Raw genomic sequence first — 25,265 nt, forward strand, 5'->3', positions numbered from 1 at the left:
GGCCGGCACCCGTGGGCGCCGGCCTTTTGATCAGCTCAGTCGAACTGGAAAAACCTTAGAGTGCGTTGACCTTCTTGGAGATCGCCGACTTGCGGTTTGCAGCGTTGTTCTTGTGAATAACGCCCTTGCTGACAGCCTTGTCCAGCTTCCGGCTGGCAGCAACAAGTGCAGTTGCAGCAGCATCCTTGTCAGCAGACTCAACGGCGTTGGCAACGGCGCGGATGGCCGTCTTCAGCTCGGACTTGACGGCGTTGTTACGCAGGCGAGCCTTCTCGTTGGTGAGGATGCGCTTCTTCTGGGACTTGATATTAGCCACGTATGAACTCTCTTTTTAATGCGGAAATGGTCTAGAGGGTTTTCAGGTTGGCCATCGACTGAGCGGCGTGGGGATGCCTATGGCAGCCAACCATGAGTGGCCGTCGACCTGCACGGACACACAGCTATAAAGGATAGCAGAAAGCCGGGCCCAGTGTGGAACGGTGATTAGTTCCAGCCGTGACGATCCCTCAGGGCCTGGGAAACCTCAAGGAACGCTGGCTTGCCGAGGACTGCACCTTCGCGCCGGATCGCCTGGGGGCTCACCCGGATCACGCGGTCAAGCTTGACTTCGCTGGGGCGCCCTTGACGGTCCCATTGCCCCACCCCAACATCAACGTAATCTCCAGCCCGCCTGCCGTTGTCGTGGTCCTTGGATGTCAGCATGAGGCCCAGGAGCCATTCGCCATCCCTGCCAACCAACAGCACCGGGCGGTCCTTGCCCTGCGAGAAGTCCTCTTCAAAGGGAACCCAGGTCCACACAATTTCACCGGGATCCGGCCGGCCATCCGGCTTGGGGGAGTAGTGCAGTTTCGTCACGCCGGTGAAGTCGCCGGGGTAGGCGCCCGGTTGTTGCCCGACGGCGGGTTGCCGGGTTCGCTGCCGAGGGGAACCAGCGGGAGCGTTCTTCCTACCAGTACTGCTGCCGCCGAGCGCCTTGAGGGATCGAAGGATGAGTTTGCCCAAAGGGCGCAAGTCCAAAGCCATGCCGACAACGCTACCGCGATGGTTTGCCAAGCAACGGTGCGCAGCGTTTCATCGAGTCCGGCTGGAACGTACTGCTCCGGCAGGGAATGTACGGTGAACGGCCGGTTCGTGGGAGACTAGAGGATCAGATGCGCGGCGTGTCCCGGCTGGCCTTTGCCCAGCCGGTGGATTTGCCGTGTGAGTGTCGACAGTAAGGATCCTGCGTGTCTCCCATGGCCCGCACCGCACCGGTGCCCGCCGCAACAGATCCGGCCATCATCCGGAACTTCTGCATCATTGCCCACATCGACCACGGTAAGTCCACCTTGGCCGACCGCATGCTGCAGTACACCGGCGTCGTTCAACAGCGCGACATGAAGGCCCAGTATCTGGACCGTATGGATATCGAACGTGAGCGCGGCATCACCATCAAGTCCCAGGCAGTGCGTATGCCGTGGGAACTCGATGGCACCAGCTACGCCCTGAACATGATCGATACTCCTGGCCACGTCGACTTCACCTACGAGGTTTCGCGTTCCCTGGCAGCTTGCGAAGGCGCGGTGCTGCTGGTTGACGCAGCGCAGGGGATCGAAGCCCAGACGCTTGCCAACCTCTACCTGGCGATGGAGAACAACCTCACCATCATCCCGGTGCTGAACAAGATCGACCTCCCGGCAGCCCAGCCTGAGAAGTATGCGGCGGAACTGGCCAACCTTATTGGCGGAGACCCGGAAGATGTCCTCAAGGTTTCAGGCAAGACCGGAGTAGGCGTGGAAGCGTTGCTGGACAAAATTGTCCGTGACCTCCCGGCTCCCGTGGGCGATGCCAATGCTCCTGCCCGGGCCATGATCTTCGACTCCGTCTATGACACCTACCGCGGCGTGGTCACTTACGTTCGCGTTGTGGACGGCATGCTGCACCCGCGTGAGCGGATCCAGATGATGTCCACGCGCGCCACTCACGAACTCCTGGAAATCGGCGTCAGCTCCCCGGAGCCCACACCTTCCAAGGGCTTGGGTGTGGGCGAGGTCGGCTACTTGATCACCGGTGTTAAGGACGTCCGCCAATCCAAGGTTGGCGATACCGTGACCAACCTCGCCAAGCCGGCGTCGGAGTCGCTCAGCGGCTACGCCGATGCCAAGCCCATGGTTTTCTCGGGTCTGTACCCGCTTGATGGAACTGACTATCCCGTGCTCCGTGATGCCCTCGAGAAGCTGATGCTTAACGACGCCGCTCTGGTCTATGAGCCCGAGACGTCCGCCGCATTGGGCTTTGGCTTCCGTGTTGGTTTCCTGGGTCTGCTCCACCTCGAAATCACCCGTGAGCGTCTTGAGCGCGAGTACAACCTCGATCTCATCTCCACAGCTCCCAACGTGGAGTACGAGGTAACGCTGGAGGACAAGAAGGTGATCCACGTGACCAACCCCAGCGAATATCCCACAGGCAAGATCTCCGAGGTCCGCGAGCCTATGGTCTCAGCCACCATCCTGGCACCGAACGAGTTTGTTGGCGCCATCATGGAGCTGTGCCAGAGCCGCCGCGGCGTTATGGGTGGTATGGACTACCTCTCCGAGGACCGTGTGGAAATCAGGTACCGCCTTCCCTTGGCGGAAATCGTGTTCGACTTCTTCGACATCCTCAAATCCAAGACGCGCGGTTATGGCTCGCTGGACTGGAAGGCCGACGGCGAACAGGTTGCCGACCTCGTTAAGGTGGACATCATGCTCCAGGGCGAGCAGGTGGATGCTTTCAGTGCCATCACCCACCGTGACAAGGCCTACGCCTACGGTGTCATGATGACCGGCAAGCTGCGCGAACTCATCCCGCGTCAGCAATTCGAGGTGCCCATCCAGGCCGCCATCGGATCTCGCATTATTGCCCGCGAGAGCATTCGGGCCATCCGCAAGGACGTTCTTGCCAAGTGCTACGGCGGTGACATCACCCGTAAGCGCAAGCTGCTCGAGAAGCAGAAGGAAGGCAAGAAGCGCATGAAGATGGTGGGCCGCGTTGAAGTGCCTCAGGAAGCTTTCATCGCTGCGCTGACCACCGACGAGTCCAAGGACAAGGCAAAGAAGTAAATGCCCAGCGTCCTCCCTTTGGGCGACCCTGCACCTGCGGACGGTTTGTTGCCTCCGCAGGTGCTGACCGGCGTCGAGCACCGCAAGTTCGGCCTGTACGTGCACATCCCCTTCTGCGCGGTGAGGTGCGGTTATTGCGACTTCAACACCTACACGGCCACGGAGCTGGGTGGTGGGGCGTCGCAGGATGCTTACGCAGGCACGGCTGTCACTGAACTGGACTTTGCAGCCACCGCTATGGATGCCTCCGGTCTGCCGAAGCGCCCACTGAGCACTGTATTTTTCGGTGGTGGGACACCCACGTTGCTCCCTGCCGAGGACTTGGCTCGTATCCTTCGTGCCGCCGTCGTGCAGTGGGGACTTGAACCGGGCGCCGAGGTGACCACCGAAGCCAACCCCGACTCCGTAACGCCCGAGTCGCTCCAGGTGCTGGCGGATGCCGGCTTTACGCGCGTCTCTTTCGGCATGCAGTCCGCGGTACCGCACGTCCTCAAAGTGCTGGACCGGACCCATACCCCGAGCCGCGTTCCGCTGGTGGTCCAGTGGGCGCGCGAGGCGGGCCTGGCCGTTAGCCTTGACCTCATCTACGGCACGCCGGGAGAGTCGATGGCGGACTGGCAACTGTCCCTTGAGACCGCCCTGTCCTACGAACCCGATCACATCAGCGCCTATGCCCTGATCGTGGAAGACGGCACAAAGCTGGCGGCCCAAATCCGCCGCGGCGAAGTTCCCGGAATTGACGACGACGACCACGCCGCGAAATATGAGCTCGCCGATAAATTGATCTCGGAAGCCGGGCTGACATGGTACGAGGTCAGCAACTGGTCGAAAGCGCCTGAACAGGCCTGCCGTCACAATCTTGCCTATTGGCGGGGCGATGACTGGTGGGGGATCGGTCCGGGCGCTCACTCGCACGTGGGCGGTGTCCGCTGGTGGAACGTCAAGCACCCCACCGCTTACGCCAACCGTCTGGCGGCAGGAGACTCGCCGGCAGCTGGCAGGGAAACCCTTGACGCCGAAACCCGGGAAGTCGAGCGCATCATGCTTGAGGCCCGGCTCGGTACAGGTCTGTCCGTTGATGCGCTGGACAAAGTTGGCCGCCATGCGATGGCAGGACTGATCGCTGAAGAACTCGTGGATCCGGGTGCGGCCTTCAAGGGGCGCCTGGTTCTTACCCTTAAGGGCCGGCTCCTGGCCGACGCCGTGGTGCGCAGGATTCTGCCGGACTAATCGTCTGCAGAATCCTGGAAGCCTTGGACTACTTAATCCAGCGCAGGTTGAGCTTGTAGCGGTGGGGCTGTCCGTGATTGACGCGGATACCAGCCGAGACTGAGAAGCACGTCAGGGCTACCCAGATGCCCGTGGCGATGACTGCAAAGATATTGCCCACGACGGGAAGCAGAACCAGGATATTTGCCAGGACTGCCGCGATGGTCGGAGGAAGCGTGAAGTTCAGTGCTTCCTTGGATTCCTGCGCCGTAAATGGCCCGCGATCACGGAAGATGAGATAGATCAACAGGGACGGCAGGCATCCCAGAATTCCCCCGAAGTGCGCAAGGGTGGCCCACTGCCGGTCTTCGCTTGCCGTCAGTGGGAGTGCGTTTGCGGGCGCGCCATGGTACTGGGGCTGGCCTGCGGCGCTGCCCGGTTCTTCAGGAGCGTTCTCTGCCACGGTGTCTTCCCTTTGCTGTAAAGATGCTGCAGTGTTGCTGTCCCAGAATACTGGGTTCCGGGTCATCCCGGGACCAACGCCCCGTTACGTCCCTGCGAAAAGTGCATTGAGGAAACGTAATTCAGGACAAGACGGTCAGGCAGTGGTGAGGAAATCGATGACTTCCTCCACCCTTCCCAGCAGCGACGCTTCCAAGTCGGCGTAGCTGCGTACCGCACCAAGCAGGCGCTGCCAGCCGAGTCCAATGTCTTCGGCGGTTTCGTGCGGCCAGCCGAACGCGGTCAGTATCCCGGTCTTCCAGTCAGTGCCTCGTGGAACTTCCGGCCACCGCTCAATACCCAGCACTTTTGGCCGGATGGCTTGCCAGACGTCTATATACGGATGGCCGACGATCAGGACGTTTCCGGCGGCTCCGGGTACCGTCATGGCTTCTGCGGCGATGCGTGATTCTTTTGAGCCTGCCACGAGGTGGTCTACCAGGATCCCGAGCCTGCGCCCTGGCCCGGGCGAGAATGCGGCGATAGCTGACTTGAGGTCGTCCACGCCGTGGAGTGGCTCTACGACGATGCCCTCAATGCGGAGGTCGTCGCCCCAGACTTTCTCCACCAGTTCGGCGTCGTGCTTGCCTTCCACCCAAATACGGCTCGCCTTGGCCACCTGTGCACGATGGCCCAGGACCCTTACGGACCCGGATGCCGTTCGACCCGACTGCACAGGCGAACCAGGAGCCTTTGCTGCCGGAGGCATGAGACGGATGGCCTGCCCTTCAAGCAGGAAACCGAACCCGAGTTGGAACGACTTGGTTTTGCCACGCCTGTCCTCAAGGGAGACGATGTGCATTCCCCCCGATTTCTCCACCCGTGTGACTTCGCCCACCCAGCCGGACTGGACGTCTTCAAGGACCATCCCGCGCTGGACGGCTACCTCGGGGAGTTGGCGTTTGGCAGGAGCGGACAGATCCTGCGGGCCCCACGTATCGAAAGCCAAGGACTTCATACCCCTCTGTGCTGGTTGTGCTGGGAATAACTCCCGCGGGCGGTTTCAATGCTAGCAACGTGCTGGCTCATACTAGACTTGTTAGCACTTGGGCATGTTGAGTGCTAAGTGAGTGCTGTTTATCCGTCCCGATAAAGGCCCGGACAGTCGTCAGGAGGTGTTGCAATGAGTGAGCCACGCAAGCTTGAAGTGCTGCGCGCAATCGTTGAGGATTATGTGCATTCCCGTGAGCCTGTTGGATCCAAGGCACTTGTGGAGCGGCACCATCTGGGCGTTTCCAGCGCCACCATCCGGAACGATATGGCTGTGCTGGAAGAAGAAGGCCTCATCGCAGCGCCGCATACCAGCGCAGGCCGCATCCCCACGGACAAGGGCTATCGGCTGTTCGTGGACCGCATCTCGCAGGTCAAGCCGTTGTCCGCCGCGGAGCGTCGAGCCATCCACTCGCTCCTTGAAGGGCCGGACGACCTCGATGACATCCTTGAGCGCACGGTCAGGCTACTGTCGCAACTGACCAACCAGGTCGCCGTCGTTCAGTATCCGCACTCCAACCGTGCCCTGGTCCGTCACGTTGAATTTGTCCTCCTGGCGCCAAAGCAGGTGCTCGTGGTGCTCATCGCAGATACAGGAAGCGTTGGCCAGAAGGTCATCGAGGCTGGCTCTGATGTAAGCAACGAGGCCTTGATGGCACTGCGTTCCCGGTTCCTGGGAAGCATCGCGGGAACCCAGCTGGCACTGCTGCCGCAGGTGTTGCCTTCCGTAGTGGCGCTGTGCCCGCCGGAGCTTCGGGGACTCGCGCAGCATCTTGCCCATGGTCTCCAAGCCCTCAGCGACACCAGCCGCGAAGAGCGCATCGTCATGGCCGGAACAGCCAACCTTGCCCGCTCCAATGTCGATTTCCCGTTGAGCATTGGGCCAGTGCTGGAAGCTCTTGAGGAACAAGTTGTCATGCTTCGGTTGTTGTCCGATATGGGGGATGATCCCCGCGGCGTGACTGTGAGCATCGGGCGCGAGAATCCTTACGATGGCCTGGCCGAGGCCTCGGTTGTGGCAACGGGGTACGGCTCCGGTGCCAAGGTGGGAATCCTCGGACCAACCCGGATGGACTATCCCACCACCATGGCTGCCGTGCGCGCCGTGGCCCGTTACCTTTCCCGCATTCTCGGCGGCTGACGCAAGCCCCGAGGTAAGAATCGCCGTGTAACCGTATAACAAGGAAGAGATACAGACTTTGAGCAGCCACTATGACGTTTTGGGAGTCTCGCCGGAAGCCACCGGGGAAGAGATCAAAAAGGCGTACCGCAAGTTGGCGCGAAAGCTTCACCCGGACGTCAACCCGGGGGAGGATGTCGCGGAGCAGTTCAAGGCCGTGACGCATGCTTACGAAGTGCTGTCCGACCCCCAAAAGCGCCGCGTCTACGATGCCACCGGTAACGAGAATGGCACTGACAACGGCTTTGGTGGCGGCTACTCCGGCCAGGGTTTCGCGTTCCAGGACATCTTCGATACCTTCTTCGGCGGTGGCGGCGGGCACGCTGGTCCGGCCTCCCGTGTGCGCCGGGGCCAGGACGCACTGATCAGTGTCCGCATCGACCTCAAGGACGCCGTGTTTGGTGTCAACAAGAAGCTCGAAGTTGATACGGCTGTCGTCTGCCCCACCTGCGATGGCAGCTGCTGCCGGCCGGGCACACACCCGGAGCGCTGTGACATCTGTGGCGGCAGCGGCCAAGTCCAGCGGGCCGTTCGATCCATCCTGGGCCAAGTCATGACCACGGCGCCGTGTGGTTCCTGTGAGGGCTTCGGTACGGTCATCAAGGATCCCTGCAACGAGTGCAACGGGCAGGGCCGTATCCGCAGCCGGCGTTCCCTCACCATCAAGGTCCCTGCCGGTGTTGCGACAGGTACGCGCATCCAACTCTCCGGACAGGGCGAAGCAGGACCAGCTGGCGGACCTGCGGGCGACCTCTACGTAGAGATCCGCGTCAACAATGACTCCACGTATATCCGTGAAGGCGACGACCTGCACGCAACACTGAGCGTTCCGATGACAGCCGCCGCCTTGGGCACGGAACTGAGCCTGGAAACTTTCGACGGGCCCCAGGAGATTGATGTCAAGGCCGGCACCCAGTCCGGCGAAGTCATCACGCTTCGCGGGTTGGGCGTTACCCACCTCAGGGGCTACGGCCGCGGCGATCTCAAGGTGCACCTGCACGTTGAGACACCGGTCAAGCTGGATCCAGCACAGGAAGAGCTCCTGCAGCAGCTTGCCAAGTTGCGCGGCGAGCAGTTCAGCGAAGGCAAACTCGTGGCCAGCGGTGGCATGTTCGCCAAGCTGCGGGACAAGCTCGGTAACCTGTAGCGGTGAGCAACCCCGTTTTCTTCACGCCCGCCGGGAGCCTGGACGGAGTTGAGCCGGGCGCTGTGTTCGTCATCGACGGTGCAGAAGCCCGGCATGCCGTTACCGTGAAGAGGCTCACTGTCGGTGAGTCCGTGGACATCGCCGATGGCGCAGGAGCCCGCCTGACAGGCACGGTTGCAGAAGTTGGCCCTGGAAGTTTGTCCGTCACGGCATCCGAGGTAGTTTTCGAAGATCAGCCAGACGTGCGTTTGGTGCTGGTCCAAGCGTTGGCCAAGGGTGACCGTGACGAGTTGGCCATTGAAACTGCCACCGAACTGGGCATAGACGCCGTAATCCCCTGGCAGGCTGAGCGATCCATCGTCCGCTGGAAGGGGGATCGCGCTGCCAAGGCCCACGCGAAGTGGCAGTCTGTGGTCACTGCCGCGGCGAAGCAGGCCCGGCGGGCGTGGATACCGGAGGTGCGTCCTATCCTGGATTCCGCGGCTTTGGCAAAGGCTGTTGCCGCCGCGGACCTGGCTGTAATCCTTCACGAGGACGCCAAGAACCCCTTGCGGACCGTCCTGGAAGCGCCCATCGTGGCTGAGGCCGGCGGTCTGGATTCACCACGTGAAGTCCTCTTGATCGTGGGGCCGGAAGGCGGCATCTCGCCACGCGAGGTGACGCGCCTCAGCGACGCCGGGGCGGTCACGGCTCTCTTGGGGCACCACGTCCTGAGGTCTTCGACGGCGGGACCCGCCGCCGTCGTACTCGCCTCCGACGTGTTGGGCCGCTGGTAGGCTGTGTCGCCTTCCAGGCAACGCCAGCTAATGCGCGACGCCGGCTCTAGCCGACGCTGAAAAGCCGCGTATCGGTGGTGGATGTGTCTGCTTGCCCGGAGTCCTGAACCTGGGATACGCGCAATTCGTATTTCCCTGGTTTCAGGGTCGCATTGAAGGAGAAGACGCCGAATTGTCCCGGCTCTCCTGTGGCTTTTGTCTGGCCGGTCAGCAGGCTGGCCTTTTCGCCATTGCCGTTGTCCCGGAGGATCTGCCAGCTGACCGGCTTGGAGCTGTCAGTGCTGCGGCCATTGAACTTGACCACGCCAGCCGGGAGCGAGGTGTCCTCCTGCGGGTCGATGATCCATAGTGGCGCCACCAAGGAAGCGTCCCTTGCCATTGGTTGTCCGAGCCGTACCTGGCCGAAGGCCATGAAATCAGTGTGACCGTCGACCAGGATGACCACTTGGATTTGCTGCCCGGAGTTGATCAGGCCTGACGACGAAGCTGCTGCCGTGGCAGTGTAGACCAGCTGCTGTACAGCCCGTTGCGCCATGCCTGCATCAAGGTTGGAGTTGAAGGCATCCCGGGAAATATCAACGGTGATCACGTTCTTGCCCGAGATGGATGTTGCCAGGCTGCCGGGGTCCTGCCACGGGGTGAAGAAGTCGTGGTCCAACGGCTTTTCGGCCATCATGATGCGCAGCGCAGTGGTGACGGGGTTTCCATCGCCGGAGATGTCCCTGAATTCGCGGTAGAGGTAGACATCTTCCTTGCTCCGCCCAATCCAGTAGACCGGGATCTTAGTGGACGCCTGGGTGGTCTCCAGGGGAGCGTTGCTGGCCGGAGCTTCCTGGACGCTGACTGGCGGCGCACTGGACGTAGTTTGAGTGGGTCCGCCGTTGGCGATACAGCCGGTCAGCAAAAGGACAGCAAGCATCGCAGGCGCTGCGACGGCGGACTTTTTCCGCTTTCGCCCGCCGGGCTGATGGCTTACTGACTGCGTGATGGGGGTTCCTTGCCTTGGTAGCCGGTGGTTGTCGCCGGCCCGTCGAACGCGCGTAGTTTGACTACCCGCTCTGCCAGCTTGGCATATCGTCGACGGCGGCTGGCCGGGTTTGCGGGCACTGGCGGCAACTGAAACAGGATTGATACCCGCTTGATGCCGAGTTGAGACAAAATGTCGCAGTCGACGGACGCCCTCGCGGGGAGGATGCGGGGAGGATACGGCAGAGGATCCGCGGGCGAACGCCCGTGGTCTGCCGGGCTGGCGTAGGATTGAAGGCATTCCGGCATATGGCCTGGCGGTTGAGCCAGTCCCGTTGTCGAAACGATGGACCAACTGTTATCCGACCGGAGGAGAAGAGGCCGTACGGCCACCACTATGAGTGAATCCCTGAATGGGCGGCTGCGGACCGGAAACGGGAACCCAGCCACCACCGAGTTCCCGCACACCTTACCGGGCACGCGCACGGAAATCGTCACGTTCGACAACTCCGATCAGATGGTTCACTCATTGGGCAGCCATGACGAAGCCTTGCGCTACATCGAGGAGCAGTTCCCGGACGTCAACTTCCACGTTCGCGGCAATGAATTGTCCATGTCCGGTCCGTCCACGGTCATCCCGCGCATCATGCGCCTCCTTGAAGAGGTCCGCGGACTGGTAGCCAGGGGAACGGTCGTTACCCCTGATGTCCTGCAGCAGCTCGTTTCCCTCCTGAGGACACAGTCGGTCCAGAATCCCGTGGATGTCCTTACCCACAACATTCTTTCAAGCCGCGGCAAAACCATCCGGCCCAAGACCTTGAATCAGAAGAACTATGTGGATGCCATAGATGCCAACACAGTGATCTTCGGTATTGGCCCGGCAGGTACTGGCAAGACCTACCTCGCCATGGCCAAGGCCGTGCAGGCCCTCCAACTCAAGGAAGTAAGCCGGATCATCCTGACCCGGCCCGCTGTTGAGGCAGGGGAGCGGCTGGGCTTCCTGCCGGGAACGCTGAGCGACAAGATCGATCCCTACCTGCGGCCGCTTTACGATGCCTTGCACGACATGATGGATCCGGAGTCCATTCCCAGGCTGATGGCTGCCGGCACCATTGAAGTCGCACCGTTGGCCTATATGCGTGGACGGACGCTCAATGACGCATTCATCATCCTGGACGAGGCCCAGAACACCACTCCTGAACAGATGAAGATGTTCCTGACCCGCCTCGGATTCGGCTCAAAGATGGTTGTCACAGGAGACGTAACGCAGATCGACCTGCCTTTTGGCTCCACCTCCGGACTGCGGATCGTACGGGAAATCCTCAGTGGGATCGAGGACGTCAATTTCTCCATCCTGGAGGCTGCGGATGTCGTCCGGCACCGTTTGGTTGCAGACATCGTTTCGGCCTACAGCAGGTGGGATGACGCGCACCGTACGGATGGGGCCGCCGGCACACATCACAAACGTGGAGAACGAAAATGAGCATTGAAATCAACAACGAATCCGGCGTGGAGGTGGACGAAGCCCAACTGGTGACGTTGTCGCGGTTCATCTTCGAGCGCCTCTACATCCATCCGCAGGCTGAGCTGTCCATCCTCCTGGTGGATGAACCCGCCATGGAGAAGCTGCACATCGAGCTCATGGACGAACCAGGAGCCACGGATGTGCTCTCGGTGCCCATGGATGAGTTGACGCCGGGCACACCTGACAAGCCCACGCCGCAGGGAATGCTCGGAGACATAGCCATTTGTCCGCAGGTGGCCGAGGTGCAGGCGCGGAACGCCGGACACACCACCCAGGACGAAATGCTGTTGCTCGCCACGCACGGCATCCTCCACCTGCTTGGTTTCGACCACGCTGAACCGGAGGAAAAGGAAGAGATGTTCGGTTTGCAGCGTGAGTTGCTGTCTGAGTTCCTGGGCAAGGATGCCCCCATGGAGACCATGCAGTGACCTCGCTCATCCTGGTCGGCATGGCGCTGGTTTTCCTCAGTTTCGTCGCCTTGCTGACCGCAGCCGAGGCTGCGTTCAATTTCCTGCCCCGGCACGAAGCTGAACAATCGGTAGTCCGCAGCAAGGGCAAAGCCTTGGGGAGCATCCTCAAGAAGCCGGTCGCTCATATGCGTGCCCTGCGGTTCTGGCGCGTGTGGTTCGAGATGGCGGCAGCGGTCGCCGTCGCTGTCGTCATGCACAGTTTTCTGGACAACGTGTGGCTTGCCGGATTGGCGGCAACCGGCATCATGGCTGTCATCGGATTCGTTTTGGTTGGCGTCTCGCCCCGGCAGCTGGGACGCGCGCATTCGGGCCCCATCGTCCGCTTTACCGCCCCGCTGATCAGGTTCCTCTGCTGGATCCTCGGACCCATTCCCGGCTGGCTTGTCGCGTTGGGGAGCGCAGTCGCGCCCGGCGCCCCCGGCGGTGATGACGCGTTTGTCAGCGAGGAAGAATTCCGCGAGTTCGTGGACCGGGCGGCGGAATCGGACATGATCGAAGACAACGAGGCAGAGCTCATCCACTCGGTCTTTGACTTCGGCGATACTTTGGTTCGCTCGGTCATGGTTCCGCGCACGGACATCGTCAGCATCGGGACGGGTTCGGACCTTGAAGCGGCCATGGCACTCTTCCTCCGCTCCGGCTATTCCCGGATACCGGTCATTGGCGAGAACACGGATCAGATCCGCGGCATTCTCTACCTCAAGGACGTTGCCGCGGCGATGCATCGCGGCGAACCCGGACTGCAACCGCACGACGTCGATTCTCTCGCCCGGGACGTTCGGTATGTCCCGGAATCCAAGCCCGTGAGCGACCTCTTGAAGGAACTGCAGAAGGAATCCACCCACGTGGCCATCGTCATCGATGAGTACGGCGGCACCGCCGGCCTGGTGACCTTGGAGGATCTCATCGAAGAAATCGTGGGAGAGATCGTTGACGAGTACGATTCCGCGGCCGAAGAAGCGGTGGACCTGGGCGACGGAACCTACCGTGTCAGTGCCCGCATGAGCATCGATGACCTCGGGGAACTGTTCGATATCGACCTCGACGACGACGAAGTGGACACCGTTGGCGGCCTCCTTGCCAAGGCTCTCGGCCAGGTTCCGATCGTCGGGAGCTCCGTTGAAGTGAACGGTGTGTCGCTAAAGGCAGATAGGCTTGAGGGTCGCCGAAACCGGGTCAGCCACATCATTGCGGCAGCCATGCCAAAGGAAGACACTGACTTTGAAGACCTTCTCGATGAGGCCGACACAACGCAACAGGGAGTTCCACGTGAGCAAGCAAAATAAGAAATTCGACGCCGATGACGATTTCGGTGGCTTCCACGCCGGATTCTCGGTCCTCGTTGGCCGCCCCAACGCGGGTAAGTCCACGCTGACAAATGCGTTGGTAGGGCAGAAGGTGGCCATTACATCTGCCAAGCCGCAGACCACGCGCCACACGATTCGTGGCATCGTCCATCGCGAGGACGCACAACTGATCCTGGTTGATACACCGGGCCTCCACCGGCCACGTACGCTTCTGGGAAAGCGACTCAACGACCTCGTGGCTGACACGTTGTCCGAGGTGGACGCTATCGGCTTCTGCTTGCCGGCCAACGAAAAAATCGGTCCCGGCGATAAGTACATCGCCGCGCAGCTCGCTGCCGTTGGCCGCAAGCCCATTGTTGCCCTTGTGACGAAAACTGACCTCGTGGACCGTCAGGCCCTGACCGAACAGCTGCTCGCTGTTGCCGCATTGGGCCGTGAAGTCCTCGGAGAACAAGGCTGGGCGGATATCGTTCCCGTTTCTGCCGCCGACGGTTTCCAGGTATCCACCGTTGCCGACGTACTTATCGGGCACATGCCCTCGTCGCCGCCCCTTTACCCGGATGGTGAGCTGACGGACGAGCCCGAGGCCGTCATGATTGCTGAACTCATCCGTGAAGCCGCACTCGAAGGTGTCCGGGATGAACTTCCCCACTCCCTTGCCGTCGTCGTTGAGGAAATCGTGCCCCGCGAAGGACGTACGGAGGACAACCCGTTGCTGGATGTCCGCGTCAATCTGTACGTGGAGCGGCCTTCGCAGAAAGCCATCATCATTGGTAAGGGTGGCAGCAGGCTGCGTGAGGTCGGAACCAACGCGCGTAAGGGAATCGAGACGCTCCTGGGAACAAGGATCTACCTGGATTTGCATGTCAAGGTTGCCAAAGACTGGCAGCGTGATCCCAAGCAATTGGTGAAACTCGGCTTCTGACCGGCGTCACGGCAACGGCGTAGCCCGGGCTCGATAAGGAACTTCCCAGAATCCGCCACTATGATTGCGGGGATCCACGTGTTTGAGGAAAGGTAACCGAATAGTGCGACGTCGTGACGCCCGCCCGCTGGGCCCCGGCACCGCTGCTCCTGATGCGGCGCGCCATGGGGAGGACCCCGAGGGAACTCCGCGCCACATGAACGCGCCCAAGGGCCTCCCGTTGTGGCTCAAGATTGTTACCGGCCTCGTGTCAGTGGCTCTCGTTGCCGGCGTTGCTTTTGCGGCCTTCTGGTTTATCCGTCTACAGACCAACATCACCAAGGCCCCGCTATCCGCGGCAGAATCGCGCGATAGCAATGATGCGGTAGTCAATGACAAGTCGGACCGACTGCAGATCCTTATCCTCGGGTCGGATACCCGTGATGGGAAAAACTCCCAGTATGGTAACGCGGACGATTCCACGGGCTACGGCCACTCGGATGTCATGATGCTGCTGGACATTTCTGCGGACAATAAACGTGTCAGCGTCATGAGTTTCCCACGTGACCTCCTGGTGGATGTGCCCCAGTGCACGGACCACACCAACAACCAGACGTTCCCCGCGCGGAGCGGCGTGATGATCAACGAAGCCATGGCAGAAGCCGGAATCGGCTGTGCCGTGGACACCATCAACAAGCTCACCGGCCTGGAAATAGATCACTTCATGATGGCCGACTTCAACGCGGTGAAGGAACTGTCCAAGGCTGTGGGCGGAGTGGATGTTTGTGTCAGCGATCCCGTCTTTGATCCCGACTCCCATCTTCGTTTGCCGAAGGGCAACTCTCAGGTTGAAGGCGAGCAGGCCCTGGCATTCCTGCGTACCCGGCATGCCTTTGGAGACGGTGGGGACCTCGGGCGAATCAAGGGCCAGCAGGCGTTTCTTTCATCACTGACGCGGAAGCTGAAGGCCGACGGCACGCTCGGCAATCCCCAGAGGCTCCTGCAGATCGCTGATGTCGTCACGCAAAACCTGACCGTCGATGAGGGGTTGGCGTCTGTGCCATCGCTGCTGACGATTGGTGGAAGGCTGAAGGACATTGATGTCTCCAAAGTCGCCTTTGTTGCTGTCCCCACCCAGCCAGCCGCGTTGGACCCCAATCGGTTGGAGCTCGTTGAGCCCCAGGCATCACAGCTTTTTGCGGCCCTTCGCGCAGATCTGGATCTGACAAACCCCGGAGCAACGTCAAGCCCGGCTCCAACAGAGCCTGGGGCCGGGACTCCGTCCACGGCGCCTACTACTGCTGCCCCTGCAGTCCCGGCCTACAACAAGGCCATCCAGCCGGTAGCAGTCGCCAACGGCAGCGGGGTTGGGACCAGGGCGCAGGAACTCCTGGCCACCTTGACCGGCAATGGATTTACACAGTCCGTTTCGTATCTGGCCAACCCAGTGGAGAAGACCGTGGTCTACTACGGTCCGGACTTCGCCGACGTTGCTACCGACGTTGCCGCGCTGTTCGGTATCCCGGCGGCACAGGTTCAGCAAGCCAAGGGAGTTTCGGGCGTGCAGCTCTACGTGGGCACCGACTTCGGAACGGGGACAGCCTATGGGGCGGCCTCTGTTCCACCTGATGTAGTCAACCAGACGGCCAAAGAAGCAGTGTGCCAACAGGTGAACCCGCTCTACATCACCCAATAACAGTCATCGCAGCGGTAATTGGCTGCGAGGCAGGATAAAGACGAATGGCCGGAACCCGATTCATCCACGGGGTCCGGCCATTCGTCGTAGTGGCTTTACCAGATGCTGACCCGGTCCTCAGGTGCCATCCACATCCGGTCTTGATCGTTGACCTGGAAGGTTTCGTGGAAGGCGTCGAGGTTCCGGGCAATGGCATTCGTGCGGAACTCGTTGGGGGAGTGTGGATCCGTAGCAAGCCTGCGGATTGCTTCCTCGGTTCGGATCACCTGGCGCCAGCCGGCAGCCCAGGACATGAAGAACCGTTGCTGGCCTGTGAAACCGTCCAGGACCTCAGGCTCGGCACCATCGAGGCTGAGCAGGTAGGCCTTATACGCAATGGTGAGGCCGCCCAGGTCACCGATGTTCTCACCCAACGTCAGTTTGCCGTTGACCTTGTGGTCAGGTGCGGCGTAGGGAGATAGCGCGTCGAATTGGGCAACCAACTTTGCCGTGCGGGCTTCGAAGGCCGTCCTGTCCTGTTCGGTCCACCAATTGCGGAGGGCTCCGCTTCCGTCGAATTGGGATCCCTGGTCATCGAATCCATGGCCGATCTCATGTCCGATTACAGCACCAATGCCACCGTAGTTCACTGCGTCGTCTGCTTCTGCAGTGAAGAATGGCGGCTGGAGGATGGCGGCGGGGAACACGATTTCGTTCAGCATCGGGTGATAGTAGGCGTTCACTGTCTGTGGAGTCATGAGCCATTTGTCCAAGTCCACCGGCTTGCCGATTTCATCCAGGTGGCGATCGACGTCGGCGTCGTGGGCCCGCTCTACGTTACCCAGGAGGTCATGGGGGTCGATCTCAACAGCGGAGTAGTCTATCCATTTCTCAGGAAAACCAATCTTGGGGCGGAATGCGTCCAGCTTCTTAAGGGCTTCGGCCTTTGTGTCCTCACCCATCCACTCAAGGGAAGAAATGCTGTCCCGGTAGGCCTCGATCAGATTGGCCACGAGGGTCTGCATCCTGGCCTTGTGCCCCTCGGGGAAATGGCGCTCCACATAGATTTGGCCCACTGCCTCGCCAAGTGCTGCTTCGACGACGGCCACGCCGCGCTTCCAGCGCTCCTTGTTTTGCGGGGTGCCACTGAGGGTGGTCCCGTAGAAGTCGAAGTTGGTGTCCACAAACTCCGAAGAAAGGTAAGGCGCGGCTGAGCTGAGCACCCTCAGGGTCAGCCATTCCTTCCAGACGGCGAGGGGTTCCGATTCCAGAAGAGCTGCGGCGCCAGCAAAGAAGTCCGGCGTGCTGACCACGATCTCGGCGCGTTTGCCGGCATCGACACGGCCGGCCTCAAACCAGGTATCCAGCAGGGGGAACAGCTTCGCTGCTTCTTCCGCCGTTTTGAGGTTGTACGTCTTTTGGGGATCCCGAAGTGTGACGTTGTCCCAGTGGTGGGACGCGAGGGCCTTTTCCAAGGCAACGATGCGGCCAGCCGCGGCTTCCGCGTCTGCAACTCCGGCGAGGCCGAACAACTTCGCGACGTATTCACCGTAGGAGGCCACAATCGGCGCAAACTTTTCGTCGCGATAGTACGACTCGTCCGGGAGTCCGAGGCCGCCCTGGCCGATGTACAGAAGAATCCGCTCCGGGTTTCCGGCGTCCGGTGCCGGGTAGATCGAGAACAAACCGGACACGTCGCATCGGAACAGGCGGCCAAGCAACGCCGAAAATTCCTCCACCGAACCCACTGACCGGACTTCCTCCAGTCGCTCCTGCAAGGGTTCGAGTCCCTTCGCCTCTGCCGCAGCCTCATCCATGAAGCTCGCGTAAAGGCCGCCGACCTTCTGTTCGATGCCGGAGGCTGATGCTCCCTTGTTCGCGGCTTCCTCGATGATCGCCTTGACAGCCAATTCTGCCTCGTCCCGCAAAGCGGTGAAGGTGCCTTCCAGCGGGCGGTCGTCAGGGATCGTCGTGCTGTTCAGCCATGCACCGTTGACGTGCTGGTAGAGATCGTCCTGCGGCCGGACGCTGTGATCGATGTTGGAAAGAGTGATCCCCGACTGTGGCACTGTGGCTCCTTGAATGGACGCTGCAGCCGGCGTTGCCACCGTCGCTGCGTCTGCATAGTGGACGTTGCATGAGGTGTTGCAATGTCATCATACGCACCGTGTTACTGTGAACTTGTGCGTGCGGGAATGCTTCTTCTTAGCTGCCGCGGCGAGGCCTGAAAGCTATCTGAAAGCTGGGCCACCCTCGCCGCGGAGTTTAGTTGTGCCCGGCTAAGCTTTCATTTAGATCTTAGAGAAAAGGCCAACACGACATGCGTAATGCACAAAAGCCCTCCGGTATGCCGATTCACCGCTACCTGCCGTTCCAGGACCAGATCACTGTCGAGGTTCCGGATCGTACGTGGCCGGACAAAGTAATCACCAAGGCCCCACGCTGGTGTGCAGTGGACCTGCGCGATGGCAACCAGGCGCTGATCGATCCCATGAGCCCGGCGCGCAAGCTGAAGATGTTCCAGCTGCTGGTCAACATGGGATACAAGGAGATCGAGGTTGGATTCCCCTCCGCATCCCAGACCGACTTTGATTTCGTTCGGCAGCTGATCGAAGGCGGCCATATTCCGGACGATGTCACCATCCAGGTCCTCACCCAGGCGCGTGAACACCTGATTGAACGGACCTACGAGTCGCTGGTGGGTGCCAAGCAGGCGATCGTGCACCTGTACAACTCCACTTCTGTGCTGCAGCGCCGCGTTGTCTTCAACCAGGACGAGGACGGCATCCTCGATATCGCCCTGCAGGGTGCCCGCCTGTGCAAGAAGTATGAAGAGACGCTGACCGATACCCACATCACGTACGAGTACTCGCCGGAGTCTTTCACCGGAACCGAGCTGGAGTATGCAGCCCGGGTGTGCAATGCGATTGCAGACGTTTTTGAAGCATCAGCCGACAAGCAGGTCATTATCAACTTGCCGGCCACGGTGGAGATGGCAACTCCCAACGTCTACGCGGACTCCATTGAGTGGATGCACCGCAATCTGCATCCCCGTGACGGCATCATCATTTCACTGCACCCGCACAACGATCGCGGTACCGGCGTTGCTGCCGCAGAACTCGGCTACCTGGCTGGAGCAGACCGCATTGAGGGCTGCCTGTTTGGTAACGGGGAGCGCACCGGAAACGTTGACCTCGTCACCCTGGGCCTGAACATGTTTGTCCAGGGCGTGGACCCGATGATCGATTTCTCAGACATCGACGAGATCCGCCGCACGGTTGAGTACTGCAACCAGTTGCCGGTTCCCGAACGTTCGCCCTATGGTGGCGACCTCGTCTTCACTGCCTTTTCCGGATCGCACCAGGACGCCATTAAGAAGGGCTTCGAAGCACTCGAGAAGGATGCTGCCGCAGCAGGCGTACCCGTGGATGATTTCACCTGGCAGGTTCCCTACCTGCCTATTGATCCCAAGGACCTGGGCCGAAGCTATGAAGCTGTCATCCGGGTCAACTCGCAGTCCGGCAAGGGCGGGGTCGCCTACCTGCTGAAGAACGAGCACAATCTCGATCTTCCGCGGCGCGCCCAGATTGAATTCTCCGGAGTTATCCAGCGCCGGACAGATGCTGTTGGCGGGGAGGTCAGCGGTGCGCAGCTTTGGCAGATCTTCCAGGACGAATACCTGCCCTCCGATGAGGAACAAGCCCAGTGGGGCCGGTACTCCCTGGGCAGCGTAAGCACTGAAACGGACGAGTCCGGCGCCATGACCATGAACGCGAACCTGCGGATTGATGGCGTAGAGGTGCGCAGGACCGGGCACGGTAATGGTCCAATCGCCGCGCTGCTGGACATCCTGCACCATGACGGCGTTGATGTTCGTGTGCTCGACTACAGCGAACATGCCCTGTCGGAAGGCGGCAGCGCAAGCGCGGCTGCTTATGTTGAATGCGCGGTAGGAGAACGTGTCCTCTGGGGCGTGGGAATCGACCCCAGCACCACGACTTCTTCACTGAAAGCACTCATCTCTGCCGTAAACCGGGCAGTTCGGGACGCCCGGGCCTAACGCCTGGACGGTGTGGTGACGGGAAATACCGTCACCACACGGTCTTGTGGTCCTCCTTGGCCACTGGCTTAGTGCGAAGATTAGTTGTGGCCAATCCCTCCTCATTTGCAGCACGGTCCTATCGGGACGATGCCGTTGTGCTCCGCACCCATAAATTGGGCGAGGCAGATCGGATTATTACCCTGCTGACCAAGCACCATGGGCAGGTCCGTGCAGTTGCCAAGGGTGTGCGCAGGACCACCAGTCGTTTCGGCGCCCGCCTGGAACCGTTCATGGTGGCGGACTTGCAGCTCATCTCGGGCCGAACTCTGGATATCGTTACCCAGGCTGTGGCCAAAGGCGCTTATGGGAGCAGCATCGCAGCGGACTATGGCCGTTTTACTGTAGCTGCTGCCATGACAGAGACGGCCGAGAAGCTTACGGACGCGGACGCCGAATCCGGCACCGCCCAGTACAACCTCTTGGTGGGTGCCCTGGCGGCGCTCAGCCGCTCGGACCATGCTCCGGAACTTATTCTGGACTCCTATCTCTTGCGCGCGTTGGCCACTGGCGGGTGGGCGCCGAGCTTTACTGACTGCGCCCGGTGCGGCAGGCCCGGACTCCACACGGCGTTTGCCGCGCCATTGGGGGGTATGGTGTGTAGCGAGTGCCGCCCTCCCGGCTCCCCGGCCCCGGCACCGGAGACCGTGGTGTTGTTGGGAGCCCTCCTGACTGGGGATTGGAGCGTAGCTGACGCCTCGGATTCGCGACATCGACGCGAAGCAGCCGGACTGGTGGCCAGTTACCTGCAATGGCATTTGGAACGCGCCTTGAAATCACTTAAACACGTGGAGCGAAGCTGACTGTGGCACTTGGCAAGAAGAGCAAGACAAGCCGGGCGCGGACTTCGCCCGTAGTGGCCCCTTACGGACATCCTTCAGGTGCCGTTCCGCCCAGCATTCCAAGTGAACTTATTCCGCAGCACGTAGCCATTGTCATGGATGGCAACGGCCGTTGGGCCAACCAGCGGGGATTGCCCCGCATTGAAGGGCACAAGGCCGGTGAGCCTGCACTGTTGGACGTGATGGCCGGAGCCATCGAACTAGGCATCAAGTACGTCAGCGTGTATGCGTTTTCCACGGAGAACTGGCGACGATCCCCGGAGGAAGTCCGCTTCCTGATGGGATTTAACAAGGATGTGCTACGTCGCCAACGGAACCAACTCGATGAATGGGGAGTCCGTATCCGCTGGGCCGGTCGACGGCCGCGCCTCTGGGGTTCGGTGATTCGTGAGCTTGAAGAGGCCGAGGAATTTACCAAGGCCAACGACACCTGCACGTTGACCATGTGTGTTAATTACGGCGGGCGGGCGGAAATCGCCGACGCCGTCTCGGCCATTGCCGAGGACGTTGCCGCCGGGCGGCTCAAGCCGGGATCGGTGACGGAAAAGACCATCCAGAAGTACCTGGACGAGCCAGACCTTCCTGACGTGGATCTCTTCCTCCGCAGCTCCGGCGAGCAGAGGTTGTCAAACTTCCTGCTGTGGCAGTCCGCCTACGCTGAATTCGTCTTCATGGACACCCTGTGGCCTGACGTTGACAGGCGCACGCTCTGGGACGCCGTCGAGATTTACGCCAAGCGGGATCGCCGGTACGGCGGGGCGGTCGACGCAGCGCCAGCCGCGAATTAGCAGGGGTCTGCCACTTCAACATGGTCCTGCTACTTCAATACGGGTAGGACGAAAGCCAGACCGACACGTCACGGTAAGCCTGTTGGCGAATGGTCCTTCGCGACAAGAAGATGTCGTGCAGTGCCCCTGGGTAGCGGAACACAGCCGTTCGCCTGCCCAAGCCCAAGGCGCGCCGGGATGTCTCCTCGACGTCGATCACGGCGTCGGCCCTCATGAGGTCGGCTGTCCATTCGGACTGGATCCTGGTCCGGCCTGATAAAAGGACCAGGACCGGGGCGTCAATGTTCAGTTTTCGCTCCACCGCTTTGTGGCCGGCAAGCACTGCCTTCGTCCAGCCAGCGCGGATGGGGAATGAGGCCCGCGGCCGCCAGACAGAATCCAGCACCCATTCGCCGTGGGCCTGGTTGCTGACGCTCTCCCAGTACGCAGGCATTTCGGGGAACCTGAACGGACGCTTGGGGTCGGTTCGCGCGAAGGGCTCCACCAGATGCATGGCGATGCTGCGAACCAGGCTGCTGCCCTGAAGCTCCAGCCAAGGGGAGTTCAGGACCAGTGACCCGATCCGGCGTGGATGGCGGTCAGCCCACAACGAAGCAATCAGCCCGCCCAGGGAGTGCGCGACCATATGAATGGTCGGTGATGCTGGGTTGTTGGTCCTGGCCACAACATCCCGTTCGATCTCCAGCAAGGCCGCCTCGATATCTTCGTCGTAGACAGCCAGGTCAGTGGTGTATCCGGGTGTCTGACCGGGCAACAGGCTCCGTCCAAATTTCCGAAGATCCAGCGCGTAGAAATGAAAGCCGGACGCCGTCAGGTACTCGGCGAGTTCGGTCTGCAGGAAGTAGTCAGCCCAGCCGTGCAGGTAGAGGACCACCCGCGGCGCCCCCGTGGGATCCATGGACGCCTCACGTCGCTTGCGTTGTGTGAACGAGGATAGAAAATCGAGGATGCCGTGAGGAGTTGGGGCCGTAACTGGCGGGGCATGCCTGACGAGTGTGGCTTTGACCGGTCCTTCCTCGTCAGGGGAGAGGGGAAGTTCCAGACGTTCGTATCCGGTGCCCAGGATGTCCGGTTGCCACAGAGATACCGATTCTTCAGTGGTGGTCATGCGTCCCCTTCCTGCCGTACCTGCGGCAACTCACTTTCCATGTACCCGCGAATCCATCGTGAAAGCCTCGCGTAGGCATCTGCCCTGACCTTGGGTGCGGACAGGAAGACATCATGCAGCCCGCCATCCACTCTCTCCAGGGTCACGCTGCGACCCAAGGCCATGGCACGCAGTGCGATAATGCCCACGTCCAGCACCGCATCCGAACGTCGCATGGACTCCTGCCACACCATTCCGTTGGCGCTGGCAGCCGATGTCAGGACCAGGACCGGGATGTCCAGGTCCAGGCCGCGTGCAACCTGTGAATGGCCGGCCAGGACGGCGCTCAGCCAACCTGCCCTGACGGGAAAGGCCAGGGGAGGCCGGTACTTTTCGTCCAGCGGCCATTCGCCCTCGGCGGTATTGCTGATGCTACGGAAGTAGAACCCACGCTCAGGCAGCCTTAAAACCATCTCGGGCCGGACCCTGGCAATGGGTCCCACCATGACTTGCGCGGCCCGCCTGACAATCGAGCTGCCATGCATTTCGAGCCAAGGGCTGTTCAGTATCAGGTGTTGCACCTGGCCTGGGTGTTTGCTCGTCCACAGTGCTGCAATGAGGCCTCCGGTGGAATGGCCCATCATGGCAACGCCATTCGGGCGAGGTCCCGGGCTTTCGCTGTGGATGACCTCGAGGGCACGGCTGATTTCGGCGTCGTAGTCTCCAAGGTTGGCCACGTAGCCGCCCGGCGAACCTGAAGTCAGGCTCCTTCCATGGTTGTGCATGTCCAATGCATAGAAGTCATAGCCGTGCCTTGCCCAAAACCTGGCGAGTTCCACGTTGAAGAAGTAGTCGCTCCAGCCATGCAGGAACAGCAACGCGCCACGGGTTGCCTCGGCCTCCTGGGTCATCGACTCCGGCCTGTGACGGACCAAGGTTGCCCGCCGCACCACACCGTCAGGTCCTTCCACGTCCAGGGCGCATGACTGGAAGTCCATTCCGAGGATATCCGCCGACCACTCCATGCCTTCAGCTTAGACATCCGCCGCGGCTTCGCGTCCCGCGGACCTGCCTGTGAAAAGGCATCCACCCAGGAAGGTTCCCTCCAGCGCCCTGTACCCATGGATACCGCCTCCGCCGAAGCCCGCCGCTTCACCTGCAGCGTAAAGGCCCGGGATCACTCGGCCTTCCTGATCCAGGACCCTGGATCGGAGGTCAGTCTGCAGCCCTCCCAGACTCTTCCTTGTGAGGACGGACAGCCTGATGGCAATGAGCGGCCCATGGGCAGGATCCGCCAGGCGGTGTGGGGGAGCCACCCTCATCAGTTTGTCAGTGGCAAAACGGCGGGCCGCCCGGATAGCAGCCAGTTGGGGGTCCTTGCCCAGCCCGCTGGACACTTGAAGGTCCCGGGCCCGTACCAGCGCCTCCAAGCGCTCAGCGCTGATCAGTTGATTCCCCGTGAGTGCGTTCATCTTCCCGGCAAGGTCATGTGGTGAGGATCCCTGAATGAAGTCGATGCCTTTGTCCAGGAAACGTTGTATGGGAGTATCGCTGCCTGGTTTCAGTCGGGAAACGAGCAGTGACACGTCCCTCCCCGTCAGGTCCGGGTTCTGCTCGGATCCTGAAAGCGCAAGTTCCTTGAGCGCAATGGTGCGGTTCAGGACGAACCATGAATGGCTGTGACCGGTGGCGACGATGTGGCGAAGCGCGCCAAGGGAATCGAAGCCCGGGAACAGGGGCGCAGGCAATTGGCGCCCTTCGGCATCCAACCACAGGGATGACGGACCAGGCAGGATGCGGATGCCGTGCTTGGGCCACACCGGATCGTAATTGTGGATTCCCTCCGGGTAGTGCCACATGCGGTCTCCGTTCACCAACGCTGCACCGCCGGACTCCGCAATAAGAAGGAAATCGCCATCCACTGAAGCGGGTACACCGCTGAGCATATCGGCCGGTGCAGCATTGCCCGGCCACTGTCGACGCACCGTCCCGTGATTTCCGCCGATGCCGCCTGTCGTCACTACGACAGCGCCCGCCGTGGCTTCGAAACCCCCGACGGCGGCTCGCGAGGACGCTTGGCCGCGCACCGCCGTCGAGGGTTCCAGTATCTGGCCCGAGACACCCGCCACCCGGCCGGCCGTCGTCGTCAGCGAAGTAGCCCTATGCCGGAAGTGCAGCGATACCCTCCCGGCCCGGACACCTTCCTGGACCTTGGCCAGAAACGGTTCCACGAGGGCGGGGCCCGTTCCCCACGTGACGTGGAATCGGGGAACCGTGTTTCCATGTCCCTGGGGGCCGTAACCCCCGCGTTCTGCCCATTGCACCAAAGGGAAGATGCCGACGTCGAGGCTCTTCAACCAGGCGCGCTTCTCACCGGAGGCAAACTGGACGTAGGCCTCGGCCCACTGCCGCGCTATCGCATCGTGTTCTCGATCAAAGCCTGCGGAGGCCATCCAGTCCGAGAGCGCCAATTCAGCGCTGTCCCTGACACCGAGCCGGCGTTGCTCGGGGGTGTCAACCATGAACAGGCCCCCGAAGGACCAATGCGCCTGCCCACCCAGGGATGCCGCTGGTTCCTGCTCCAGGATCGCTACGCGTTTGCCTGCCGCATAGGCAGTTGCAGCGGCTACCAGCCCGGACAAGCCTGCACCTACAACGATGACGTCGGCGAGGATTCGATTCCCATGATCTGCATCACGATCTTGTAGCGGCATGCGTA

The 25,265-nt window shown here is 61.2% G+C and carries 22 protein-coding genes; 13 read left to right on the forward strand and 9 right to left on the reverse strand.

Going from position 1 to position 25,265, the window contains the following annotated elements; genetic code table 11:
• Nucleotides 1-55: 55 nt before the first annotated feature.
• Entirely contained in the window at nt 56-316 is a 261-nt protein-coding gene (gene rpsT, locus AC1DD5_RS11180) for a 30S ribosomal protein S20 (protein WP_216925588.1), read from the reverse strand.
• Between the two features lie 167 nt (nt 317-483).
• Entirely contained in the window at nt 484-1,023 is a 540-nt protein-coding gene (locus AC1DD5_RS11185; RefSeq protein ID WP_477521480.1) for a type II toxin-antitoxin system PemK/MazF family toxin, read from the reverse strand.
• A gap of 203 nt (nt 1,024-1,226) precedes the next feature.
• Between AC1DD5_RS11185 and lepA the strand changes: the two genes are divergently transcribed.
• Both lepA and hemW read left to right on the forward strand, forming a co-directional pair.
• A complete protein-coding gene (lepA, locus tag AC1DD5_RS11190; RefSeq protein ID WP_442005675.1) occupies nt 1,227-3,080 on the forward strand; it encodes a translation elongation factor 4 in 1,854 nt (617 codons plus the stop codon).
• Nucleotides 3,081-4,310 carry a radical SAM family heme chaperone HemW gene (gene hemW / locus AC1DD5_RS11195; protein WP_477521481.1) on the forward strand — a complete coding sequence of 410 codons (1,230 nt, stop codon included), beginning with the start codon at nt 3,081-3,083 and terminating at the stop codon, nt 4,308-4,310.
• Nucleotides 4,311-4,338: 28 nt separating this feature from the next.
• Here the strand turns inward: hemW and AC1DD5_RS11200 are convergent, their stop codons facing one another.
• Nucleotides 4,339-4,752, reverse strand: coding sequence for a DUF4870 domain-containing protein (locus AC1DD5_RS11200; protein WP_159699313.1), 414 nt, complete (start codon nt 4,750-4,752; stop codon nt 4,339-4,341).
• Between the two features lie 135 nt (nt 4,753-4,887).
• On the reverse strand, nt 4,888-5,739 hold the full coding sequence (locus AC1DD5_RS11205) for a DUF3097 domain-containing protein (protein ID WP_442005730.1): 852 nt from the start codon (nt 5,737-5,739) through the stop codon (nt 4,888-4,890).
• 174 nt (nt 5,740-5,913) lie between these two features.
• Between AC1DD5_RS11205 and hrcA the strand changes: the two genes are divergently transcribed.
• From hrcA to AC1DD5_RS11220, 3 genes are read left to right on the forward strand one after another with little or no spacing between them, the layout of a single operon-like run.
• Nucleotides 5,914-6,921 carry a heat-inducible transcriptional repressor HrcA gene (hrcA, locus tag AC1DD5_RS11210; RefSeq protein ID WP_442005673.1) on the forward strand — a complete coding sequence of 336 codons (1,008 nt, stop codon included), beginning with the start codon at nt 5,914-5,916 and terminating at the stop codon, nt 6,919-6,921.
• 58 nt (nt 6,922-6,979) lie between these two features.
• Nucleotides 6,980-8,107 (forward strand): molecular chaperone DnaJ, encoded by a 1,128-nt coding sequence (gene dnaJ / locus AC1DD5_RS11215; protein WP_431115348.1) that lies wholly within the window; start codon nt 6,980-6,982, stop codon nt 8,105-8,107.
• 2 nt (nt 8,108-8,109) lie between these two features.
• Complete coding sequence (locus AC1DD5_RS11220) at nt 8,110-8,883, forward strand: 16S rRNA (uracil(1498)-N(3))-methyltransferase (protein ID WP_442005672.1); 774 nt, start codon at nt 8,110-8,112, stop codon at nt 8,881-8,883.
• A 46-nt stretch (nt 8,884-8,929) separates the two neighbouring features.
• On the opposite strand, the gene AC1DD5_RS11225 is transcribed toward AC1DD5_RS11220, so the two are convergent.
• Nucleotides 8,930-9,802 (reverse strand): GerMN domain-containing protein, encoded by an 873-nt coding sequence (locus AC1DD5_RS11225; protein WP_442005671.1) that lies wholly within the window; start codon nt 9,800-9,802, stop codon nt 8,930-8,932.
• Between the two features lie 444 nt (nt 9,803-10,246).
• Here AC1DD5_RS11225 and AC1DD5_RS11230 point away from each other — a divergent pair, with 444 nt between their 5' ends.
• From AC1DD5_RS11230 to AC1DD5_RS11250, 5 genes are all read left to right on the forward strand, one after another.
• Nucleotides 10,247-11,332 (forward strand): PhoH family protein, encoded by a 1,086-nt coding sequence (locus tag AC1DD5_RS11230; RefSeq protein WP_442017767.1) that lies wholly within the window; start codon nt 10,247-10,249, stop codon nt 11,330-11,332.
• Nucleotides 11,329-11,802, forward strand: coding sequence for an rRNA maturation RNase YbeY (ybeY, locus tag AC1DD5_RS11235; protein WP_224090475.1), 474 nt, complete (start codon nt 11,329-11,331; stop codon nt 11,800-11,802). The genes AC1DD5_RS11230 and ybeY overlap by 4 nt, the downstream gene beginning before the upstream one ends.
• Nucleotides 11,799-13,130, forward strand: coding sequence for a hemolysin family protein (locus AC1DD5_RS11240; protein ID WP_477519428.1), 1,332 nt, complete (start codon nt 11,799-11,801; stop codon nt 13,128-13,130). Before ybeY ends, AC1DD5_RS11240 begins: the two co-directional genes overlap by 4 nt.
• Complete coding sequence (era, locus tag AC1DD5_RS11245) at nt 13,081-14,076, forward strand: GTPase Era (RefSeq protein WP_442005668.1); 996 nt, start codon at nt 13,081-13,083, stop codon at nt 14,074-14,076. Before AC1DD5_RS11240 ends, era begins: the two co-directional genes overlap by 50 nt.
• A gap of 103 nt (nt 14,077-14,179) precedes the next feature.
• Nucleotides 14,180-15,751, forward strand: a complete 1,572-nt coding sequence (locus tag AC1DD5_RS11250; protein ID WP_477521482.1) for an LCP family protein — start codon at nt 14,180-14,182, stop codon at nt 15,749-15,751.
• Nucleotides 15,752-15,846: 95 nt separating this feature from the next.
• Here the strand turns inward: AC1DD5_RS11250 and AC1DD5_RS11255 are convergent, their stop codons facing one another.
• A complete protein-coding gene (locus AC1DD5_RS11255) occupies nt 15,847-17,799 on the reverse strand; it encodes a M13 family metallopeptidase (protein ID WP_477521483.1) in 1,953 nt (650 codons plus the stop codon).
• A 251-nt stretch (nt 17,800-18,050) separates the two neighbouring features.
• On the opposite strand from AC1DD5_RS11255, the gene leuA reads away from it, so the two are divergent.
• From leuA to AC1DD5_RS11270, 3 genes are all read left to right on the forward strand, one after another.
• Nucleotides 18,051-19,790 carry a 2-isopropylmalate synthase gene (gene leuA / locus AC1DD5_RS11260; protein WP_442005665.1) on the forward strand — a complete coding sequence of 580 codons (1,740 nt, stop codon included), beginning with the start codon at nt 18,051-18,053 and terminating at the stop codon, nt 19,788-19,790.
• An 86-nt stretch (nt 19,791-19,876) separates the two neighbouring features.
• Nucleotides 19,877-20,632 (forward strand): DNA repair protein RecO, encoded by a 756-nt coding sequence (gene recO / locus AC1DD5_RS11265; protein ID WP_442005664.1) that lies wholly within the window; start codon nt 19,877-19,879, stop codon nt 20,630-20,632.
• A gap of 2 nt (nt 20,633-20,634) precedes the next feature.
• On the forward strand, nt 20,635-21,459 hold the full coding sequence (locus tag AC1DD5_RS11270; RefSeq protein ID WP_477519425.1) for an isoprenyl transferase: 825 nt from the start codon (nt 20,635-20,637) through the stop codon (nt 21,457-21,459).
• Nucleotides 21,460-21,493: 34 nt separating this feature from the next.
• Here AC1DD5_RS11270 and AC1DD5_RS11275 read toward each other — a convergent pair whose 3' ends face one another.
• Genes AC1DD5_RS11275 through AC1DD5_RS11285 form a run of 3 tightly spaced genes read right to left on the reverse strand, consistent with a single transcriptional unit; the run spans nt 21,494 to nt 25,260 of the window.
• Nucleotides 21,494-22,567 carry an alpha/beta hydrolase gene (locus tag AC1DD5_RS11275; RefSeq protein ID WP_442005662.1) on the reverse strand — a complete coding sequence of 358 codons (1,074 nt, stop codon included), beginning with the start codon at nt 22,565-22,567 and terminating at the stop codon, nt 21,494-21,496.
• Nucleotides 22,564-23,571, reverse strand: a complete 1,008-nt coding sequence (locus AC1DD5_RS11280; RefSeq protein WP_477519424.1) for an alpha/beta hydrolase — start codon at nt 23,569-23,571, stop codon at nt 22,564-22,566. Before AC1DD5_RS11280 ends, AC1DD5_RS11275 begins: the two co-directional genes overlap by 4 nt.
• Nucleotides 23,572-23,580: 9 nt before the next feature.
• A complete protein-coding gene (locus AC1DD5_RS11285) occupies nt 23,581-25,260 on the reverse strand; it encodes an FAD-binding dehydrogenase (protein WP_477521484.1) in 1,680 nt (559 codons plus the stop codon).
• Between the last annotated feature and the right edge of the window lie 5 nt (nt 25,261-25,265).

The organism is Paenarthrobacter sp. 10L420, from assembly GCF_056395385.1.

What these genes read in the sequence shown, in the direction of transcription:
- hemW (WP_477521481.1), top strand. Translation starts at nt 3,081, where the DNA reads ATGCCCAGCGTCCTCCCTTTGGGCGACCCTGCACCTGCGGACGGTTTG.
- AC1DD5_RS11275 (WP_442005662.1), bottom strand. Translation starts at nt 22,567, where the DNA reads ATGACCACCACTGAAGAATCGGTATCTCTGTGGCAACCGGACATCCTG.
- AC1DD5_RS11280 (WP_477519424.1), bottom strand. Translation starts at nt 23,571, where the DNA reads ATGGAGTGGTCGGCGGATATCCTCGGAATGGACTTCCAGTCATGCGCC.
- leuA (WP_442005665.1), top strand. Translation starts at nt 18,051, where the DNA reads ATGCGTAATGCACAAAAGCCCTCCGGTATGCCGATTCACCGCTACCTG.
- hrcA (WP_442005673.1), top strand. Translation starts at nt 5,914, where the DNA reads ATGAGTGAGCCACGCAAGCTTGAAGTGCTGCGCGCAATCGTTGAGGAT.
- AC1DD5_RS11230 (WP_442017767.1), top strand. Translation starts at nt 10,247, where the DNA reads ATGAGTGAATCCCTGAATGGGCGGCTGCGGACCGGAAACGGGAACCCA.
- era (WP_442005668.1), top strand. Translation starts at nt 13,081, where the DNA reads ATGAGGCCGACACAACGCAACAGGGAGTTCCACGTGAGCAAGCAAAAT.
- AC1DD5_RS11185 (WP_477521480.1), bottom strand. Translation starts at nt 1,023, where the DNA reads ATGGCTTTGGACTTGCGCCCTTTGGGCAAACTCATCCTTCGATCCCTC.
- AC1DD5_RS11285 (WP_477521484.1), bottom strand. Translation starts at nt 25,260, where the DNA reads ATGCCGCTACAAGATCGTGATGCAGATCATGGGAATCGAATCCTCGCC.
- AC1DD5_RS11225 (WP_442005671.1), bottom strand. Translation starts at nt 9,802, where the DNA reads ATGCTTGCTGTCCTTTTGCTGACCGGCTGTATCGCCAACGGCGGACCC.
- ybeY (WP_224090475.1), top strand. Translation starts at nt 11,329, where the DNA reads ATGAGCATTGAAATCAACAACGAATCCGGCGTGGAGGTGGACGAAGCC.